A 19,583-nucleotide genomic window follows, 5' to 3' on the forward strand; every position below is an offset into this window, starting at 1 on the left:
CGCTGGGCACGCCCATCGCGGTGACGGACGCGGCCAAGGCCATCGTCCAGACCAGCGAGTACGAGCCCTATGGGCAACTGACCAATCGGGCGCTGACGGATGGGCCGGGCTACACCGGGCATGTGCAGGATGCGGCCACCGGGCTGACCTATATGCAGCAGCGGTATTACGACCCTGTGATTGGGCGGTTCCTGTCGGTGGACCCGGTGACGGCGTACTCAAGTCCGGGGGCTAACTTCAACCGGTACTGGTATGCCAACAACAATCCATACAAGTTCATAGATCCAGATGGTCGGCAGTCTCGTGAAAATGTAAAGGTTCCGTCGACTGGAATACCATTCTTGGACTGGTTTTTGACTCCATCAGATGTCCGGGACAGCCAAAGACAAATGATGGACAAGCAGTTCGCATCTGAACTCAGCCGGCCACAGAGCGCGGAAGACGTTGTGCTGTATGTCGCAATTGCGATGTCGGCTGGAACCGGTGCTGCAGGAGCGGTACGCGGTACATCTTTGCTCAGGTCGCCGCGCCCGGCATCGCCGATGCTTGGCTCGATTACCGAAACTCAAGCGAGTACGATACAGCAGGTTGCAAACAAGCGAGGTGTAACCATCGAGGTAATTGGAAGTCGCGCGCGGGGAGATTCGCACGAGTTTTCCGACTGGGATTATGTAATCACAGGAGGAAATTCGCGGGCACGGAACAAGGCCTTTAATGAACTTCCCCGCGGTCGGGCGGGTGGAAATATTGGTCCGAATGGTGAGGCCGGCAAGGAGTTGTTTAACCCGGAAGATGTCTATCCTGATGAGCCGCGCGTCAGGTTCGAACCCAAGGGGCAGTGATGATGAATGCCGAAATATTAAGTTCCGAAACTAATCTAACCATAGTCCGCTTGCCTACAAGAAGGACGCCGGCAATTTGCCTGCATGGCGACACATTGCTTTCCTTGGCGCGCATCGCAAGTGACAACGCGAAGCTATGGATGCGGAATATCGAGAGTCCACAGTTCCCTGATGAGTTGCTCGATAGGGTGATCTACTTGAACAATATGCTTGCTCAGATGGTTGAGCACTATAACGAGCGATGCGCACGAGGAGTCTTGGGTGACGCTCGGCCACTGCAAGTCAATGGGATTGGCGTCATTCATTTCGATGATGAAGATGAAACATCCAGGTAGCTGCTTTAGGGAACTTCTGTTCGTGGGGGAAAGGAGGCATCATTTCGCCGCCGAAACCTGGGGGTAGGGAACAATTCGCTGGCCCACAAGCAGCAAGTCCCGCCATTCGGCGGGCTTCTTGCTTGTGGGAAACCAATAGCAGTGGGGAAAACAGGGCGCAGAGTACATATTTCTCCTGAAAGGAATTCCAAAAAACGCCTCCTGCTTCCGGCACATTCTGGAATCCTTGCAAACTTTGTAATGAGCATGGCAGTAGGTGTCGACGGAGTCCATGCGAACACGATGGCGGAAGACAAGACCGCTTCGACTTTTGATGTGGCGTGAGGCGTCCTTGTTGGGGCTGCCGTCCTTGGTGAGTGTATTAGAGCGGGGCAAGGAATCTTGGCAAGGAAAGCCGGCTCTGGAATGAATCAAACGCAGATAGTTGCAACGAAAAATATACTGGAATGGATTAAGAATGGTGCTTTCGATTTTGGTTGTGCCAGTCCCCTTCATGCTATTTCAAATGCTGTCGGGGTAGGAGTATCTGTTTCGCCTGAACTGTAGGCGATAAGGGTGGAAAGAGGAGTTTCGCGTTTTGCTATGTCTCGTTGTTCAATTCGGTGTTGTCTGTCGTCAAAAAAGTAAAAGCGGAGGGCAGGGTGTTTTTTTTCGACAGATTTTGGAACGAGGTATATAACCATTGCCCAGGATTGTGGATATTTCCGGGTTTTGTGAAGCTAAGACTGCCTCTTGCGAGTGAGAGAGGGGACGCGCGTGCCAACAGCCGATTCGACGTCCGGTTTGTTGGAGTGCCAACGGAGCTGGTCGAGGATGTGGCAGGCGTCGTGGGCGAGATGACCTGCTGCCTTTACGAGGCCATGTCTGCCATGACTAAGTTGTATCCGGTATTGGTTCATTGGAGCGATGAGAAGTTGAGCTCGTTGCCAGCCAGTGGGCAATACGTAACCGTTGCAAGATTCTCGGAAGATGGAGATTCTTGGCTAGCCAATGCATGGAGTATCGTCCTGGAGATTCGTGGCGATGTGCGCTCAAGGCCTTGCGAGGCGGGTGCACGTTTTCTCTCGCCCGGCGCGCCTGAAGAGCGCCTTCGCTCGGGTGCAAGATTCGAATTATTTGAGGGGATTCGCATAACGGCGGTTGTGGATGTGCTGTGAGTCTGTTTTTTTGAAAAGAATGAAAGGTTGGCCCCTGCAAACGATGGGGGCTTGGTGATCTTACAAATGCTGCTATAGCTCGTGTTTTATTGTTTTATAGTTCAGGTCTTGGGGGGGTATGCGTGGCGTTGAGCTACACGGCCTGGAAATAGTGGTTGCTTTTGTCGCCATCGCCTTGGTTGTCTCATCATTCGGAGTCAGGGTCTATCTGTTTCACAAATTGAAGGGGGATGATTCTGTCCGAGGTCTATTGGAAGATGCATCGGCGGTGGGATCGGACTTCCTAGTCCTGAAGCTTCTTCGTCGCTGGCGCTCGCTTTCGATTGACGCAAAGGGGCCTGTTCTTGTGTTCTCCGTCATGCAGATTTTGGGTGTATTTCTGTTGCTCTGTGTTGGTCTTCTCGTGTTGGTAAGCCGCTTGTAGCGGGCGGTTAATCTAATGTATGTGGGGAACATGGGGCAGAATAAATCATTCCATGAAAGTCAGATCAGACAAACTTCTAAAAAAAAGCTTATTCATACGCTGAAATACTGATCTGAATCCTATTTCTGACTCTTTTTTCGATGGAGCGTTCGATATTTAACGTCTGTGTTGAGCTGGCGAGGGGATGGATGATGGGCGGGGTTGGCTTTATTTTGATACTTCTCGGATTTAGCTCCTTTGCGCAAGAGCCTATTAGCATTGATGCTGCTCTTGATAAAATATATGGTGAGAAAGATATAAATACGCGAGTGTCGCATGCTCAGGGCATCGCGAAAGCGATAGAAGTTCTCACTGAGGAAGAGATTGACAGCTTATCCTGCCAGTCAATTGGAAAATTGGTTGATGCACTGGGGGTAGAGATACCACCTGTTCGTGCTCAGTTGGCGCGTGTTGCCGGCGCAATAGGACCCAGAGCAAGTGCGGCACTGCCCGTGCTAAGAAGGGCATTGGATGATGAACTGTCGCCGCCGGGAATAGGCCCTTTCGAGCCATTGCCATCTTGGGACGACTCCAAGGTCTATCGTTCGGCGATAGAGCAAATAGAGGGTCCCGCGAAAGCTCAAGAAGGGTGTGGTTAGAGCAGCAGATGGATATCCATTTGGTCGCCCGCTCGTTGCAGCAGAAGAACAACCCGAGTGCGGGTGGATGAGGCAGAGATCGGGATGCCCATCTTTATGGACGCCTTGGACGAACACCGCACGCGATACCCCGAATCTCGAAGCGCGCGCTTTCGAGACATGGTGCGTTCGTTGCCCTTGGAACGCGGGCGCTAGCAGCCCGTGTTTTTGTTACGCGTCGTTGGCCGATTCGACGTTGGGTTTGCCGGCGTGCCAGCGGAGCTGGTCGAGGATGTGGCTGGCKTCGYGGGYGAGGCCGGCGAAGCAGTCGCTCAGGGGTTGCMGCGGGATGGGCAGGCTGTGGTGCTCGTCCTGGCGGAAGCGGGGACTGATGAGCAGGGACAGCAGTTTGAGGTGATCACGCAGCTGGATGAGATTCAGCTGGGTTTTTTCAACGGACGGTGCCACTGGGAGGGCGACGACGCACAGTTTCGCATCTGCCGCCGGGCGTGTGCCAACATCGGGAAGCAGACGGAAATATCCGCGATGCAAAAGGAAGTTGACGGTGGAATTGATAGGATGGCTGAATGAAGCTCTTGAGCTCCGTTCTAACCGCAGAGGCCCCTCCGTTCGCGGTGGCAGCGGGTGTTGGGCTGACCTTTGGCTATGAATCTGGTTTTGTAAAAGGAGTAATTCTATTTGCTTTTGTTTTCCTTGTTTTGCAGCCCTTCGTGCTATTTCGAATATTAAAGAGAAAATGATATCCAAAGAGGACAGAAATTTAAGATGAGGGGTAGGTTATCCGTTTTTAACAAATAAATGTCAGGCAGGCTGTGGCGGACTTTATTTTTATCCCGGGCGGGTGGGGAGGGAGTGTTGCCGCCTCTTGCACGAAAATCTAACAAATCATAGGGGCTGGAGAATAACCGTGAGAAGTCTGGCGCTAATTTTCTTGGTGCTCACATTGCTATTGTGGGGTGGCATCCCGTACCTGGACTCCATTTTGTTGGGGGATAATCCAGTTCGAGCGATGGGGGAATTTATTCATCCTCACAACGTAAAGGGAAATGTTGTTTATTTGACGAGTTCGCAACTTTGGCTCCTGCGTGGTCTATTCATGTCATCGGCGCTAATGGGCATCCTTGGCCTTGTCTTTTGGAGAAAAGCAAGTAAGAAAGATGAGGGTGATTGATAATCCTGATTGTGAAGAGGATTGGACCCTAGTGTGGGCTGCTGTCCATAGGGCGCGGGCGCTAGCAGCCCACGTTTTTGTTGCGCGTCGTTGGCCGATTCGACGTTGGGTCTGCCGGCGTGCCAGCGGAGCTGGTCGAGGATGTGGCTGGCGTCGTGGGCAAGCCCGGCGAAGCAGTCGCTCAGGGTTGCAGAGAGATGAACAGGCTGTGGTGCTCGTCCTGGCGAAAGCGGGATTGGTGAGCAATAGTTTTAGGCGAATGCGCGGCCTGCGGGGAAAAAGAGCGAGAGTGTATTTTCCCTGAAAGGTACGCCGGACAGAATCCCGAAAGCGATGGCCAAGCTTCTTGGTATGCTTGGAATTGCCACTATGACCCGCTGCCTTTAAGAGGCTATATCTGTCATGGCTAAGTTGCATCCGGTATTGGTTCATTGGAGCGATGAGAAGTTGGGCTCGTTGCCAGTCAGTGGGCAGTACGTAACCGTCGCAAGATTCTCGGAAGATGGAGATTCTTGGCTAGCCAATGCATGGAGTGTCGTCCTGGAGATTCGTGGCGATGTGCGCTCAAGGCCTTGCGAGGCGGGTGCACGTTTTCTCTCGCCCGGCGCGCCTGAAGAGCGCCTTCGCTCGGGTGCAAGATTTGAATTATTTGAGGGGAGTCGCGTAACGGCGGTTGTGGACGTGTTGTGAATCTGCAGTGCGAGAGAGTCGAAAGTTCTGGGAGGTTGAACCGGCGGTGCACAAGCATCTAGGAGGGCAAAGTTAGTATGGGTTTTGAATTTTTGAAAGTGCCAACAATTTTGGTTCTGGTAAGTAGCGGATACGTCTGCGGATTGTCGGTATTGGTGGGGATTCGAGTGTCCAGCGTGCTCAAGTCAGAGAAGACGCGCTCAGCGAAGAATGTATGGATTTTGGCAGGGTGATGAATGCCTTGCTTTGCGGGGCGGCACCTATTTTTCTGTTGGCCATACTCGCTTTTTCTTACGAGGACAAAGTTGCTCAGAGAGTATTGTTTTTCTCTATGGCAGTCGTGGTGGGAATGGCCTCGGCATTTTATATTTCTTGGAAGGAGCGCCATTGAGTAGACTGAAATTCGTAATTACTGCGAACGCTAGAAAAATAAGATAGGGACCAGTTTTTTTTTGAAAAGAATGACGGGCTGGTCCCTGCAAACGATGGGGGCTTGGTGATCTTACAAATGCTGCTATAGCTCGTGTTTTATTGTTTTATAATTTAGGTCTTGGGGGGTGTATGCGTGGCGTTGAGCTACACGGTCTGGAAATAGTGGTTGCTTTTGTCGCCATCGCCTTGGTTGTCTCGTCATTCGGAGTCAGGGTCTACCTGTTTCACAAGTTGAAGGGGGATGATTCTGTCCGAGATCTATTGGAAGATGCATCGGCGGTGGGATCGGACTTCCTGGTCCTGAAGCTTCTTCATCGTTGGGGCTCACTTTCGAGTGAGGCAAAGGGGCCGGTTCTTGTGTTCTCCTTTACGCAAATATTTGGTGTTTTCCTGTTGCTCTGTGTTGGCCTTCTCGTGTTGGTAAGTTGCTTGTATTAGGCGGATTCATTCGGTTTATATGCCCTGCTTCAGTTGATGCTACGGTTGCAAGGGCAGTCGATGGTAAACGAGCAATGCGCTTTTTCTTGAGATGCCTGAGTAGCGCTTTTCGCGCCGTATCTTCCGTGCAGATGGAACGTCGGCGAGTATGCCAAGAGACGCCGCTGGATTTGCCGTGCGTGAAAACACAACATACATAGAACGCGGGCGCTAGCAGCCCGCGTTTTTGTTACGCGTCGTTGGCCGATTCGACGCTGGGTTTGCCGGCGTGCCAGCGGAGCTGGTCGAGGATGTGGCTGGCGTCGTGGGCGAGGCCGGCGAAGCAGTCGCTCAGGGGTTGCAGCGGGATGGGCAGGCTGTGGTGCTCGTCCTGGCGGAAGCGGGGACTGATGAGCAGGGACAGCAGTTTGAGGTGATCACGCAGCTGGATGAGATTCAGCTGGGTTTGTTCTTCCAACAGATAGACCATTCGAACACTGGTCATGGGACCTCCATTTCTTCGTTGAAGAATCCCGGCGCGCGAAAGTGCGGCCGGGTGCCGGGAGGTCAGATACCGCACGTAGTCGGCTGGGCTATTTCCCATACGGGTCTTGCATTCACCCACCTCCCGGCATTAAAACGAGGTCGCCGGTTGCTATCCGGTGATGAAGAAAAGAGCCGCCGGATAACAGGGGTAGTACCGCTACGTGGGGAGGTCTGAACTCCTGATGCAGGAGTCTGCCGATGTGGTTGGGCGGTGTCGACTAACTTTGAGCGTTTTGGCTTCAGTGTTTCTGGGCTCACTTTTTTGTGCGCGTGACGGCGGGCGTCTGTTGTGTTTGGCGGAGTGGCGAGTGGTGGTGGTCGGCGCCAGGAGCAAATCCCCCTCAGTCCCCCTTTTTCAAAGGGGGAGGCAGAGGTAGTCGTTTTCGCTGGGATGTTGGTTATCTTGAAGAACGCTTGGACTGCGTGCGTCACGGTAGCCTTCCCTGCGACGATGGTGTCACTGGGCGAAGCTCTGGTCGACTTCCGACTTCCGACTTCCGACTTCCGACTCCCGACTCCCGAATCCCACCCCTCACCCCATCATCTTGAACAACGACAACTGCTGCATCTGCATGAACACGCTTTGGGCAGCCTGGAGGGCGGTGTTTTCCAGGTTGTAGCGGCCGATGGCCTCGGCCCAGTCGAGGTCGCGCAGGCTGGAGAGGGTGCCCTTGAGGGTGACGGCGTTGGCGTCGCGCAGTTCGGCGGCGCTGTCGATGGCCATCAGTTGGGCGCCGCCGCTGGCGCGGGCGTCGATCATGTGGCCCTGGGCGCTGGCGACGTCGCGCATGGCGGCCTGCAACTGGTTCTGCATGGCGGCGCGCTGGGCGTCGGTGGTGGGATTGGTTTCCAGCGCGCCGATCAGGTTCTGGATGGTGGCGAACACGTCGCGGGTGGCGGAGGGACCGATGTTGAATGCATCGCCAGTGTTGGGCTGGCCGTCGATCTTCACCTGCACGCCGGCGAAGGCGATGCTCTGGCCCTTGGTGTAGGTGCCGGTGGAAATCGGGGTGGGGCCGGCACCGTAGACCTCGTAGGTGGTCGGGCTGGTGAAGCGGATGCTGTACTGGCCGCCGTCGTAGGCGCTGGAGTCGGTGACGCTGAGATCCATCAGCAGGCCGGTGCCAGTGTTGGCGCCGGAGGCGGCGCCGTCGATGCGGCCGGTGCCGGTGCGCAGGCGCAGGAAGATTTCGCTGCCGGGCAGGGTGTCGGAGACGAAGGTGTCCGGCGCGACCTCGACCTGGCGCTGGGTCTGGTCGCCGCTGTAGATGACGCCGCCGGCCGCCAGCGCGAACGGGGCGCTGCCGTCGGCGGTGCCGCCGAACAGGTAGCGGCCGGTGCCGTCGGTGCTGTTGGCCAGATCCAGCAGGCCGTCATGGATGGATTTGAGTTCGGCGCTGATCGCCTTGCGGCTGTCGTCGCCGAGCGCGGCGTTGTTGGCCTGCACGGTCAGTTCGTGCACGCGCGCCATCGCGTCGCCGACCAGCTTGAGCGCGTTTTCCTGCAGGCCCAGGCGGTTCTGCAGGGTGCTGGCGTTGGCGGCGAAGCGTTCCAGTTCGGCCAGGGTGCGATCCAGGCCAACGGCATTGCCGGCGGCGACCGGATCGTCCTTGGCGCTGATCAGCTTCTGCCCGGAGGCGAGCTGCTGCTGGGTGTGGGCCAGCTTGGCCTGCTTGGCCAGCATCGTGGTGATCGACTGCTGGTACATCAGGCCGGTGGAGATGCGATTGTTCATCGGCGGGTCGCGCTCAGCAGGGACTGGAACAGGGTGTCGGCGGTGGAGATGATCTGCGCCGCGGCCTGGTAGGCCTGCTGCAGGCGCATCAGATCCGCCGCTTCCTCATCCAGGTTGACGCCGGAAATGGCATCGCGCGCGGCCTGCGCCTGATCCTGCAGCACCTGCTGCGCCTCGGCCGAGTAGTCGGCCTGGCGCGCGGCCGAGCCAACCGTGGTGGTCAGGCCGGAGATGGCGCCGTTGAGGGTGAGGGTGCCGCCGTTGAGTTTGCGCGCGTCGTCCAGGTTGGACAGCAGCTTGGCGTTGCCGTTGTCGCTGGAGTTGGCGCCGGTGGGGCCGAGGTTGAAGGCGTCGCCGGCGGCGGGCGCGCCGTCGAGGGTGACGCTCCATCCGTTGTGGGTGATGGCCTGGCCGGGCGTGTAGGTGAACGGGCCAGCGCCGTCGATGGTGTACTGGTTGGCGTCGATGAATTCGATCACCGACGGTGCCAGCAGGTTCGGATCCGCCGGGTTGGTGATGGTGACCGCGCCCAGCTTGCCGGTGCCGGTGTTGGCCAGATCGGCCTTGGCCTTGACCGGGCTGGCGGCGGCGATCCGGCTGGGATCGCTGATGGCGAGCTTGATCGTGCCGGCCGCGCCCGCGGTGGGTTGCAGCAGGAAGCGATCGTTGGCGGCGGGCGTGCCGCTGGACAACACCAGTTCCACGCCGTTGACCACCAGCGGATCGACGGCGGTGCCGGTCCCGGTGACCGGGATGGCGGTGCCGGTGTCGGGATCGGTGGCGACCCAGTTGCCGCCGTCGAAGCGCAGCATCACGTTCTTGCCGTTGAGCGCGCCCAGATCGCCCAGCGACGGTTGCAGCACGGCGTTGCCGGTGTTGCCCGAGTGCGACGAGATCTGCGGCTGCGGCGCGGTGAAGAAATCCCCGCCCATCTGGCCGTACTGATCCATGCCGGCGCGATGGCCTTCGTTGAAGGTCTCGGCCAGCGACATGGCGATGCGGCCGAGTTCGGCGATGGCCGGATCCAGCACGGTGGTGCGGAATTCCATCAGGCCGCCGATCTGGCCGCCGAGCGCGCGCTTGTCCAGGGTGACCCGCTGGCCGTTGGTTTCCAGCGCCACCTGCAGGCGCTCGGGCCGGTAGGGATCGGCCACGGTCACCAGCGAACTGGCGGTGGCGCCGACCACCATCGGCTGGCCGCCGGCGGTGAACACGTTGATCTGGCCGCCGTCCTGCTGCACGGCGGTGCCGCCGGTGTAGCCGATCAGCTGGCTGATCAGTTGATCGCGGCGATCCAGCAGATCGCCCGAGGCATTGGCGCCGTTGCCGATGCGACCGTTGAGCTGGGCGATTTCCTTGGCCAGCCGGTTCACTTCACCCACGGCGGAGGTCAGGCCGCTGTTGACCTCGCCATCCACCTTGTCCAGTTGCTGATCGATCTGGTTGAAGCGGGTGACCAGCGCGCTGGCCTGGGACAGCACGCTCTGTCGATCGGCCGCGCCGGCGGCGCTGGAGGAGAGCGCGCTGATCGAATCGAAGAAGCCCGACCACGGCGCGGCGATGCCGGTGGCCTTTTCCGAGAACAGGCTGTCCAGGCGGTTGGACAGCACCGACATCTGCTGCAGGCGGTTCAGTTCGCCGGTGCTGTCGAGCAGGCGCGCGGTGGCCAGCGAATCGGCCATGCGATGGACGTCGACGATCTGCACGCCGCCGCCCTGGTAGCCGTAGCCGTGGAAGGTGCCGTTGCGCGCGGCGAACTCGGTGCGCTGGCGCGAGTAACCCGGCGTGTTGAGGTTGGCGACGTTGTGGCTGACCGTGGACAGCGCCCGCTGGAAGGCGAGCAGGGCGCTGGAACCGGTGGCGAGGAGGTTGGACATGGACTACTCCGTTCAGCGGCCCAGGAAGCGGCTGGCGAGCGCGTTGCCCACCGTGGCGCCAATCGCACCGCCGACGGTGTTGCCGACCGCGGAGATGACCTTGCCGAGGGTGGGACCGGTGGCGATGCTGGCGATCTTCTTCGCATACGACGGATCGGTGGCGTAGCCGGCCTGTTGCAGGCCGCGGGCGAAGCCGTGGATGTCCTTGCCGGCGGCCAGCGCCTTCTGGTAGCGCGGGTTGTTCTTCAGCAGGCGCACGTAGTCGGCGAAGCTTTCGGCCGGGGAGCTGTAGGCGCGGAAGTCGGCGGTCTCGTTCTGGCGCACGCCGTTGCGGTATTCGTGGGTGCCGGTGCGGGCGCGTTCGCCCTTCCAGCCGGTGGCCTTGATGCCGAACAGGTTGTGCGCGCTGCCGCCGTCGTTGCGCTGGATGACGCGCTTGCCCCAGCCGGTTTCCAGCGCGGCCTGGGCGACCAGGGCGCGCGGATCCACGCCCAGTTCCCTGGCGGCGCGCTGGGCGTGGTCCCAGATCTCGGCGACGAAGCGTTCGGGGGTGTTGCGGGCGTACTGCTGCGGATTGGCACTGGCGACCTGTTCCACCTCGTCGCACGCGGCCTGGGCTTCCGGCGCGGTCAGCGCGGCCCAGTCGATGCGCGGCAGGCCCATCGCGGCGCCGGGATCGCCGGCTTCGGCGGACGACGCGCCGGACAGGCCGGGCGCGCGCCCGGCGATCACGTCCAGCATCTGCTCGGCGCCGGACGGCATCATCTTGCGGTACTGCGACAGCGCGGTGTTGACCGGCACCGGCACGGTGTTCGTGTCGGTGGCGCCGAGCTGGCGCGCGATCATCGGCGCCAGTCCCATGCCCTTGCCCTGGGTCATCGCCTTGGCCAGCTGCTGGTCGTACATCTCGCGGAACATCTGGTTTTCGCCGGGGAACAGCGAGTCCCCGAAGCTGGCCTCGCGCATGCACTTGATCAGCATCTGCGCGAACTGGCCCTCGAACTTCTGCGCCACCTCGTGGATGCGCGCGTTGTCCGCCGCCGGGTTGGCGGTCGGGTTCAGCGGCAGGGTGGGCTGCAGGATGTTCATCAGATGATTTCCAGCTCCGCGCGCAGCGCGCCGGCCTGCTTGAGCGCTTCCAGGATGGCGATCAGATCGCCCGGCGCGGCCCCGACTTCGTTGACGGCGCGGACGATCTCGTCCAGCGAGGTGCCGCCCTCGAACTTGAACATGCGGTTGCCTTCGGCGGTGATCTGCACGTCGGATTGCGGGGTGACCACGGTCTGGCCGCCGCGATTGAAACTGTTGGGCTGGCTGACGTTGGCCGATTCGGTGATGGTGACGGTCAGCGAGCCGTGGGTGACCGCGGCCGGCATCACCTGCACCTGCGCGCCGATCACGACAGTGCCGGTGCGGGCGTTGACGATGACCTTGGCCGGCGCGCTGCCCGGGGTCAGTTCCAGGTTCTCGACCTGGGCCAGGAAGTTGACCCGGCTGCCGGCATCGGCCGGCGCGCGCACCGCCACGGTGACCGCATCGACCGCGTAGGCGGCGCCGGCGCCGAAGCGCTGGTCCAGCGCGGCGACCATGCGCGAGACGGTGGTGAAGTCGGCCTGGTGCAGGTTGAGGGTGACGCTGCCGCTGCCGTCGTTCATCGCGTTGGGCACCGCGCGTTCGACGATGGCGCCGTTGGGAATGCGGCCGACGCTGGGCACGTTGACCGAGACCTTGGAACCGTCGCGGCCCTGCGCGCCGAAACCGCCGACCACCAGGTTGCCCTGGGCGATGGCGTAGACCTCGCCGTCGGCGCCGCGCAGTGGGGCCATCAGCAGGCTGCCGCCGCGCAGCGAGGTAGCGTTGCCAATGGACGAGACGGTGATGTCGATCGGCTGGCCGGGCTTGGCGAAGGCGGGCAGGTCGGCATGGATGGCGACCGCGGCGACGTTCTTGAGCTGCGGATTGACGTTGGGAGGCACATTGACGCCCAGTTCGCCCAGCAGGTTCTTCAGGCTCTGCACGGTGAAGGGCGCCTGGCTGGTGCGATCGCCGCTGCCGTCCAGGCCCACCACCAGGCCGTAGCCGACCAGCGGGTTGCTGCGCACGCCGCCGACCTGGGCGAGATCCTTGATCCGCTCGGCGCGCGCCGACGGCGCCAGGCAGGCTAGCACCATCAGCCACCACAGCAGGGCGCCGATCGTGGTCCACGGATCGACGCGGCGACGGTTGGGATCGCGCGGGTTGCGATGGAAGGGCAGGCGGATGGCCATCATGCGGCGCTCCCGGGTGACTCGTCAGTTCAGAGGGTTAATTGGGATAAATCGGCGAATTGAAGAAGCGCCCCAGCCAGCCCATCGAGTTGGACTGGGCGATGGCGCCGCGGCCGCCGTAGGCGATGCGCGCCTCGCCGACCTTGCTGGACGGAATGCTGTTGTCCGGCGAAATGTCGGCCGGGCGCACGATGCCCTGGATCTGGACGAGCTCGTCGCCCTGGTTCAGGCGCATGTTCTTCTGGCCCTGCACCACCAGGTTGCCGTTGGGCAGGCGCTGGATGACGGTGACGGTCACGCTGCCCTGCAGGCGATTGCTCTGCGCGCTCTTGCCATTGCCGTTGAAGCCGCGATCACCCTTGACCGAGGCGCTCAGCAGATCGCGGCCGTTGTAGGTCAACGGCGCGCCGGCGATGTTCGGCGCCGCCATGGTGACCTCGCTGGTCTTGTCGACCTGGGTGGTCGCGCTGGTCTGCGCGTTGGTGTTCTCGATCAGGTTGATCGTCAGCAGGTCGCCGACGTCGCGAGCGCGACGGTCGGAGTACAGGTTCAGGCCCGGGCCGGCGCGGTAGATCGCGCCGGAGGTGGGTTCGGCCTGCGCCGCCATCACCACCTGCACCGGCTGCATCGGCGCGAACGGGCGCACGTCGCCGAACGAGCGCGAACAGCCGGCCAGCGCGAAGACGCAGCAGGCGAGGGTGGCGGTGCGGGACAGGCGGGTCATGGCGGGCCTCAGACGTTGTTGTTCAGATAGCCGAGCATGGAGTCGGTGGTGGAGATGGCCTTGGCGTTCATTTCGTAGGCGCGCTGGGTTTCGATCATGCTGACCAGCTCTTCCACCACGTTGACGTTGGAACCTTCCAGCGAGCCCTGCACCAGGTTGCCCAGGCCATTGAGGCCGGGCGTGCCGTTCTGGGCGGGGCCGGAGGCGGTGGTTTCGACGTACAGGTTCTCGCCCTTGGCCTGCAGGCCGGACGGATTGACGAAGTCGGTGAGGGTGAGCGATCCGATTTCCACCGCCTGCGCCTCGCCGGCCATGGTCACGCTGACCGTGCCGTCGTTGCCGATGGTCATCGACTGCGCGCCCTCCGGCACCTGGATGCCGGGCTGTACGGCATAGCCGCTGTTGGTGACCAGTTCGCCCTGGGCGTTGATCTGGAACGAGCCATCACGGGTGTAGGCGGGCGTGCCATCGGGCAGCATCACCTCGAAGAAACCGCGGCCGTTGACCATCACGTCCAGCGAGCGCCCGGTCTGCTGCGGATTGCCCTGCTGGAAATCCTTGGAGGTGGCGACCACGCGCACGCCGGTGCCCAGCTGCACGCCGGACGGCAACTGGGTCTGCTGCGAGGTCGAACCGCCGGGCTGGCGCAGCTGCTGGTACAGCAGATCCTCGAAGCTGGCGCGGTCGCGCTTGAAGCCGGTGGTGTTGGTGTTGGCCAGGTTGTTGGAGACCACGGACATGCGCGTCTGCTGCGCATCGAGCCCGGTCTTGGCGACCCAGAGTGCCTGGTTCATGGCGTGGTCCTTGGTTGGGAATCGGGAATGGGGAATCGGGAGTCGATGTGGGCATCGGATCCTTCTTCGCATGAAGGAACAGGCAAGTGCCGTGCCAATGAAACGGTCGAAATCCCGACGCGAATGGAAACTGGGACGGAAGCCACAAACGCGCTTCTACGATTCCCGATTCCCCATTCCCGATTCACGGCCTTCAGCCCCCCAGCCGCAGCAACTGATTCGACGATTGCGCCATGTCGTCGCCGGTGCGGATGACCTTGACCTGCATTTCGAACTGGCGCTGGAGCTGGATCATCTGCACCAGGGCGCCGGCGGCGTCGACGTTGCTGCCTTCGAGCACGCCGGTGGTCAGGCTGTTGCCCTGCGCCATCGGCGGGGGCGGCTGGGTGGGGTCGGCCGGACGCATCAGGCCGTCGGCGCCGCGCGCCAGTTGCGAGGCCGGCACGTCGACGATGCGCATGCGGGCGACCATCGCCATGGTCTGCGGGCCTTCGCCCTGCGGCACGATGGAAATGGTGCCGTCGGCGCCGAGATCGAAGGACTGCGCCGGCGGGATGGCGATCGGATTGCCGTTCTCATCGAGCACGGCGCGGCCCCCGTTGGTGACCAGCTGGCCGTTGGGGGTGACGCTGAGTTCGCCGTTGCGGGTATAGGCGGTGCCGCCGTCCGGCGCCTGCACGGCCAGCCAGCGGCCCGGTTGCAGCGAGACGTCCAGCGAACGGCCGGTGACCATCTGGGTGCCGGTGCGCGAATCGAAACCCGGATCCGTCAGCACCGCGTCCACGCGTGAGGGAAATCCCTGGCCGGGAATCTTGAACGCCTCGGTCGCGGCCAGGGCGGCCTTGAATCCCTTGGTGTCGACGTTGGCGAGGTTGTGCGACACCGCGCCCTGGGCCTGCAGCGAGGCGCGGGCACCGGTCATGGCGACGTAGAGGGCTTTGTCCATGGGCTTTGCCGGGAATGGGGAATCGGGAATTGAGAATCGGAAAAGCGGAAAAGCGGAAAAGCGGAAAAGCGGAAAAGCGGAGAAGCGGAGAAGCGGAGAAGCGGAGAAGCGGAGAAGCGGAGAAGCGGAGAAGCGGAGAAGCGCTTTTTACTTTGCTTCCCCCTTCGGAGAAGGGGGATTGAGGGGGATTTGCTGTTTGCGCGAAGAGCAAGCGCTTTTCAACAGCCGAATGGCTGATCAAGGGGGCTTTGGTTCTGGCTATTTCGGCACGCCCAAGTGCCGTCATCAACGGATGTTGATGACGGTCTGCGTGATCTGATCCTGGGTGGACAGCATCTGCGAGTTGGCCTGGAAGTTGCGCTGGGCGACGATCATGTTGACCAGTTGTTCGGTCAGGTCGACGGTCGAGGCTTCCAGCGCGCCGGAGGCGACCTGGCCGAAGTCGGACGTGCCCGGCGCGCCGGTGCGCGGTTCACCCGAGGCGTAGCTGTGGGTCCAGGTGTTGTTGCCCTGCGAGACCAGGCCCTGCGGGTTGGTGAAGTTGGTCAGCGCGACCTGGCCGATGGCGCGGTCCACGCCGTTGGAGTAGCGCGCGAACACCACGCCTTCCGGCGACACGGTGAATTCGTTGAGCTTGCCGCTGGCGTAGCCATCCTGCCGCTGATCCTTCTTGGCGAAGGCTTCGCCGTACTGGTTGGTGCCGGTGATGTCCAGGGTCATGTTGAGCACGCCGGCTCCGGTGGTCGGGGTGAATGGCGCCAGGGCGATGCGGCCGTTGGCCGGCAGGGTCAGCGCGCCGTTGTTGTCGAACTGCACGGTGGTGGCCGGACCCATCGAGGTGCCGTCGACGTAGACGTGGGCTTGCCATTCGTTCGGATTGGCGGTCTTCACGTAATAGACCGACTGCTGGTGGGCCACGCCGAGCGAGTCGTACACGGTGACCGAGGTGGTCTCGTTGTAGCTGTTGCCGTCGTTGGGCGTGAACGGCGTGATGGTCGGCTGCGCGGCGTTGCCGGGCAGAGTGACGCCCAGGTTGACCAGGGTGGTCGGCGCCGGCGGGCTGTCGCTGGTCAGCAGTTGCAGGTCGACCAGGCGGCCGGTATCGAAACCGCTGCCGTCGGCGCGAGGCGGGAACACCTGCAGGCGGAAGCCGTCCGGGGTGGTGACGAAACCATTGGGATCGCGCTGGAAGTTGCCCGCGCGGGTGTAGACGTTGGTGCCGTTGTTGCTGACCGTGAAGAAGCCTTCGCGGTCCACCGCCAGATCCAGGTAGCGGCCGGTCTGGTTGATGTCGCCCTGCGAGAACTGCTGGGCCACGTTGGTCAGACGCACGCCGGCGCCGATGCCGTTGCGCAGCAGGCCATAGCCGGTGGTGGAAAACACTTCGGCGAACTCGGCACGCGATTCCTTGAATCCGGTGGTGCCGACATTGGCGATGTTGTGCGAGGTGACGTTGAGGTCGGCGTTGGCCGCCTTCATGCCGGAGAGCGAACTGTTGAAAGCCATGGAAAACTCCTTAGCGGATGCCGGGTCGGAATGGCCCGTGGATGTCAGGGATCAGGAAGCCGACTTGCCGATGCGCAGCACGTAGTCGAGCGGAGCGGTGCCCAGGCCGGGCAGGTTGAGATACAGGCCGTCGGAACCGATGGTCACGCTTTCCACGGTGGAATCGACGTAGGTGTTGAGTTTGGTGGCCTTGCCGGTGTCGTCGGTGTGGGTGGCCTTGATCGCATACACGCCTTCCGGCGCGCGTTCGCCGTTGGCCTTCACGCCGTCCCAGGCGAACGCGGTCTCGCCCTTGGCGGCGTCGAGTTCGATGGTGTCCACGACCACGCCGCTGGCGTCGGTGATTTCCACCTTGAGCGTGCCGGTGGCGGGCGACATGACCAGGCCGGTGGCGCTGCCCTGCGCGCCGAGCGCGATCTTTTCCGACGGCACCAGCACGTCGTGGCCGACCAGCGAGGCGCCCTTGAGCACCTGGTCGCCGGTCAGGGCGGTGGTGAAACCGTTGACGGTGGTGTTGAGTTCGCTGATGCCCTGCACGGTGGAGAACTGCGCGAGCTGGCCGATGAATTCGCTGTTGGACAGCGGCTTGAGCGGATCCTGGTGCTTGAGCTGCTCGGTCATCAGGCGCATGAATTCGGCCTGGCCCAGGCTTTCCTTCTTCTTGTTCGATCCGGTGCCGGTGGTGCTGTTGTTGATCGCGGCGAAGGGATCGCCATTCACGGCGGTGGTCATGCGGTTGCTCCGGTAGGCGGGACGCGTCAGCGGCCCATGGTCAGCGTGGCCAGCGCCAGTTCCTTGGCGGTGTTGAGGACTTCGACGCCGGCCTGGTAGCCACGCGAAGCGGAAATGAGGTTGACCATCTGCGCGACCGGATCCACGTCCGGCGCATAGACGTAGCCTTCGGCGTCGGCCATCGGGTGGCCGGGCTCGTAGCGCTTGATCGGCGGGGCTTCGCTCTGGGTGATCTCCTTGACCTGCACCGAGGTCAGCGAGCCGTCGGCGTTGAGCGGGCGGGCCTGGAAGATCGGTTCGATCGGCTTGTACACCGCCTCCGGCGAGGAGGCGATGGAATCGGCGTTGGAGAGATTGCTGGCGATGGTGTTCAGGCGCACCGACTGCGCCTGCAGGGCCGAACCGGCGACGTCGAAGATCGGCAGGTTGCTCATGGCTTATTGCCCCGTGATGGCGGTGAGCATGGTGCGCACCTTGGATTCGATGAAACTCAGCGAGGCGCGGTACTCCAGCGCGGCGCGGCCGTAGGCGGCGCGCTCGGTGTCGGCGTCGACGGTGTTGCCGTCCAGGCTGGGCTGCACGCCCTGGCGTTCGTGGATCTGCGGGCCGAATTCCAGTCCGTTCAGATGGCGCCCGTCGGTGGTCTGCAACGGCGCGGCCTGGCGGGCGGCGGCGTTCTCCAGCACGGCCTGGAAGTTGAGATCCTTGGCCTTGTAGTTGGGGGTGTCCGCATTGCTGAGGTTGCTGGCGATCAACTGCATGCGCTGCTCGCGCAGCGGCAGGGCGGCGGCATGGACACCCAGGTAATCGCGGATGGGATTGGACATTGGCGGGCCCCGTTGGGAACGTTGCCCGGGTGGGTGCAAGGCTTGTGCCAGTCCGGGAGAGGAGGCTTCCCCCGCGAAGTGCCGGTGCCATTCCTTCTCGAGGGGGAACGATGGGCACCTTGTGGCTTTGCCTCCCCCTTTGAAAAAGGGGGACCGAGGGGGATTTGCTCTTCGCCGGTGCTCCTGGCACCGCGCGCAAATCCCCCGTCGTCCGCTGACGCGGCCGCCCGCCCCCTTTTCCAAAGGGGGCATCAATCCCGAATCCCCAATCCCGGCGGCCAACCGGCCGCTGTCAGGCCGCCCGCTTCGCCACCAACACTTCATGGGGAAACGAGATGCACCCGGGGGCTTTGCCTTCCCCTTTGAAAAAGGGGGACCGAGGGGGATTTGCTTTTTGTCGGTAGTCGCGGCACCGCGCGCAAATCCCCCGTCGCCCCGCTGGCGCGGGCCGCCCGCCCCCTTTTCCAAAGGGGGCTATCAGTCACGAATCCCGAATCCCGACGCCCGTCAGGCCGCCCGCTTCGTCGCCACCACCTGCTTCAGCCGGTTCAGCACGTAGTCCGCCAGTTCGTGCGGGCTGTACTTGGCGACGAAGGCGTTGGCGCCGACCCGTTCGACCATGGCGTTGTTGAACACGCCCGAGAGCGAGGTGTGCAGAAGTACGTACAGACCGGCCAGGCCGGGGTGGCGACGGATTTCCGTCGTCAGGGTGTAGCCGTCCATGGCCGGCATTTCGATGTCGGAGATGACCATGGCGTAGCGCTCGGCCGGGTCCTCGCCGGCGGCGTGGATCTGCACGAGGTGGTCGAGCGCCTGCTTGCCATCGGAAAGCAGGGTGGCGCTCACCCCCAACTGGTCCAGCACGCTGCGGATCTGCGAACGGGCCACCCGCGAGTCGTCCACCACCAGCACCTGCAACGGCGGGGCGTCGGCCGGCAGCGCCATTTCCGGCGCCAGCGGCGCGTCCATGCGCGCCTGCGAGATGTCGGCCAGCACGCTTTCCACGTCGATCACCTGGATCAGCTCGCCCTGGAAGCGGGTGACCGCGGTCAGGTAGCTGGCCTCCGCGCCGAGTTCCGGCGGCGGGTGGATGTCCTCGACCGCGATGTTGACGATGCGCTCGACGTCGCTGACCAGGAAGCCCTGCACCGATCGGTTGAACTCGGTGACCACCAGGTAGTTGGGCGCGCGCGCCGGATCCGGATCGCGCTCGGGATGGCCGATGCTCAGGCCCAGGTCCAGCACCGGAATCGAACGCCCGCGCACGTCGGCCGCGCCGGCGAACTCGGCGGGCAGGCCAGGCAGCTGGAACAGCGGCGGACGGCGCAGGACTTCCTGCACCTTGAACACGTTGACGCCAAAAAGCTGACGCCCGCCCAGGCGGAACAGCAACAGGGCGAGCCGGTTGTGGCCGGCCAGGCGGGTGCGCTGGTCGATGCGGTTGAGCAGATCCTGGGTCATGCAGGCATATCGGCCGGGTTGCGCACGGCTTGAGCGGTGCGGGGGCGTCCGGCGGCAGGGAA

The 19,583-nt window shown here is 62.2% G+C and carries 19 protein-coding genes; 5 read left to right on the plus strand and 14 right to left on the minus strand.

Annotated features, from left to right (window positions below):
- From ACTJI2_RS02195 to ACTJI2_RS02210, 4 genes are all read left to right on the plus strand, one after another.
- The coding region (locus ACTJI2_RS02195) for an RHS repeat-associated core domain-containing protein (RefSeq protein WP_440840944.1) at positions 1 to 842 on the plus strand (842 nt) is incomplete at its 5' end.
- A gap of 2 nt (positions 843 to 844) precedes the next feature.
- The gene (locus ACTJI2_RS02200; RefSeq protein WP_440840945.1) at positions 845 to 1,177 is read left to right on the plus strand and encodes a DUF6959 family protein; all 333 of its coding nucleotides are present in this window, start codon (positions 845 to 847) and stop codon (positions 1,175 to 1,177) included.
- Between the two features lie 590 nt (positions 1,178 to 1,767).
- On the plus strand, positions 1,768 to 2,334 hold the full coding sequence (locus ACTJI2_RS02205; protein WP_318289252.1) for a hypothetical protein: 567 nt from the start codon (positions 1,768 to 1,770) through the stop codon (positions 2,332 to 2,334).
- 564 nt (positions 2,335 to 2,898) lie between these two features.
- Entirely contained in the window at positions 2,899 to 3,396 is a 498-nt protein-coding gene (locus ACTJI2_RS02210; protein ID WP_318289251.1) for a hypothetical protein, read from the plus strand.
- 210 nt (positions 3,397 to 3,606) lie between these two features.
- On the opposite strand, the gene ACTJI2_RS02215 is transcribed toward ACTJI2_RS02210, so the two are convergent.
- Positions 3,607 to 3,843, minus strand: coding sequence for an XAC0095 family protein (locus ACTJI2_RS02215; RefSeq protein ID WP_440840946.1), 237 nt, complete (start codon positions 3,841 to 3,843; stop codon positions 3,607 to 3,609).
- 1,646 nt (positions 3,844 to 5,489) lie between these two features.
- Here ACTJI2_RS02215 and ACTJI2_RS02220 point away from each other — a divergent pair.
- On the plus strand, positions 5,490 to 5,648 hold the full coding sequence (locus ACTJI2_RS02220; protein ID WP_440840947.1) for a hypothetical protein: 159 nt from the start codon (positions 5,490 to 5,492) through the stop codon (positions 5,646 to 5,648).
- Positions 5,649 to 6,356: 708 nt separating this feature from the next.
- Here the strand turns inward: ACTJI2_RS02220 and ACTJI2_RS02225 are convergent.
- The 13 genes from ACTJI2_RS02225 to ACTJI2_RS02285 form a co-directional block, all read right to left on the minus strand.
- Positions 6,357 to 6,611 carry an XAC0095 family protein gene (locus ACTJI2_RS02225; RefSeq protein WP_318289248.1) on the minus strand — a complete coding sequence of 85 codons (255 nt, stop codon included), beginning with the start codon at positions 6,609 to 6,611 and terminating at the stop codon, positions 6,357 to 6,359.
- 573 nt (positions 6,612 to 7,184) lie between these two features.
- Positions 7,185 to 8,387 (minus strand): flagellar hook-associated protein FlgL, encoded by a 1,203-nt coding sequence (flgL, locus tag ACTJI2_RS02230; RefSeq protein ID WP_203323762.1) that lies wholly within the window; start codon positions 8,385 to 8,387, stop codon positions 7,185 to 7,187.
- Positions 8,384 to 10,264, minus strand: coding sequence for a flagellar hook-associated protein FlgK (gene flgK / locus ACTJI2_RS02235; protein ID WP_440840948.1), 1,881 nt, complete (start codon positions 10,262 to 10,264; stop codon positions 8,384 to 8,386). Before flgK ends, flgL begins: the two co-directional genes overlap by 4 nt.
- 12 nt (positions 10,265 to 10,276) lie before the next feature.
- Positions 10,277 to 11,353, minus strand: a complete 1,077-nt coding sequence (flgJ, locus tag ACTJI2_RS02240) for a flagellar assembly peptidoglycan hydrolase FlgJ (protein ID WP_440840949.1) — start codon at positions 11,351 to 11,353, stop codon at positions 10,277 to 10,279.
- A complete protein-coding gene (locus ACTJI2_RS02245; RefSeq protein ID WP_183641073.1) occupies positions 11,353 to 12,435 on the minus strand; it encodes a flagellar basal body P-ring protein FlgI in 1,083 nt (360 codons plus the stop codon). The genes flgJ and ACTJI2_RS02245 overlap by 1 nt, the downstream gene beginning before the upstream one ends.
- A gap of 133 nt (positions 12,436 to 12,568) precedes the next feature.
- Positions 12,569 to 13,255 (minus strand): flagellar basal body L-ring protein FlgH, encoded by a 687-nt coding sequence (flgH, locus tag ACTJI2_RS02250; RefSeq protein WP_192198982.1) that lies wholly within the window; start codon positions 13,253 to 13,255, stop codon positions 12,569 to 12,571.
- A gap of 8 nt (positions 13,256 to 13,263) precedes the next feature.
- Positions 13,264 to 14,049, minus strand: a complete 786-nt coding sequence (flgG, locus tag ACTJI2_RS02255) for a flagellar basal-body rod protein FlgG (protein ID WP_141452527.1) — start codon at positions 14,047 to 14,049, stop codon at positions 13,264 to 13,266.
- Positions 14,050 to 14,242: 193 nt separating this feature from the next.
- Entirely contained in the window at positions 14,243 to 14,995 is a 753-nt protein-coding gene (locus ACTJI2_RS02260) for a flagellar basal body rod protein FlgF (protein ID WP_183637047.1), read from the minus strand.
- A 285-nt stretch (positions 14,996 to 15,280) separates the two neighbouring features.
- On the minus strand, positions 15,281 to 16,501 hold the full coding sequence (gene flgE / locus ACTJI2_RS02265) for a flagellar hook protein FlgE (protein ID WP_183637044.1): 1,221 nt from the start codon (positions 16,499 to 16,501) through the stop codon (positions 15,281 to 15,283).
- 51 nt (positions 16,502 to 16,552) lie between these two features.
- Positions 16,553 to 17,233, minus strand: coding sequence for a flagellar hook capping FlgD N-terminal domain-containing protein (locus tag ACTJI2_RS02270; RefSeq protein ID WP_183637041.1), 681 nt, complete (start codon positions 17,231 to 17,233; stop codon positions 16,553 to 16,555).
- A 26-nt stretch (positions 17,234 to 17,259) separates the two neighbouring features.
- The gene (gene flgC, locus ACTJI2_RS02275; RefSeq protein WP_141452531.1) at positions 17,260 to 17,667 is read right to left on the minus strand and encodes a flagellar basal body rod protein FlgC; all 408 of its coding nucleotides are present in this window, start codon (positions 17,665 to 17,667) and stop codon (positions 17,260 to 17,262) included.
- A 3-nt stretch (positions 17,668 to 17,670) separates the two neighbouring features.
- The gene (gene flgB, locus ACTJI2_RS02280) at positions 17,671 to 18,060 is read right to left on the minus strand and encodes a flagellar basal body rod protein FlgB (protein ID WP_183637038.1); all 390 of its coding nucleotides are present in this window, start codon (positions 18,058 to 18,060) and stop codon (positions 17,671 to 17,673) included.
- A gap of 507 nt (positions 18,061 to 18,567) precedes the next feature.
- Positions 18,568 to 19,521: a chemotaxis protein gene (locus tag ACTJI2_RS02285; RefSeq protein WP_183637035.1), complete on the minus strand. Its 954-nt coding sequence runs from the start codon at positions 19,519 to 19,521 to the stop codon at positions 18,568 to 18,570.
- Positions 19,522 to 19,583 lie beyond the last annotated feature (62 nt).

Source organism: Pseudoxanthomonas sp. 22568 (assembly GCF_052044485.1).
In the GTDB taxonomy this organism is placed as follows: domain Bacteria; phylum Pseudomonadota; class Gammaproteobacteria; order Xanthomonadales; family Xanthomonadaceae; genus Pseudoxanthomonas_A; species Pseudoxanthomonas_A beigongshangi.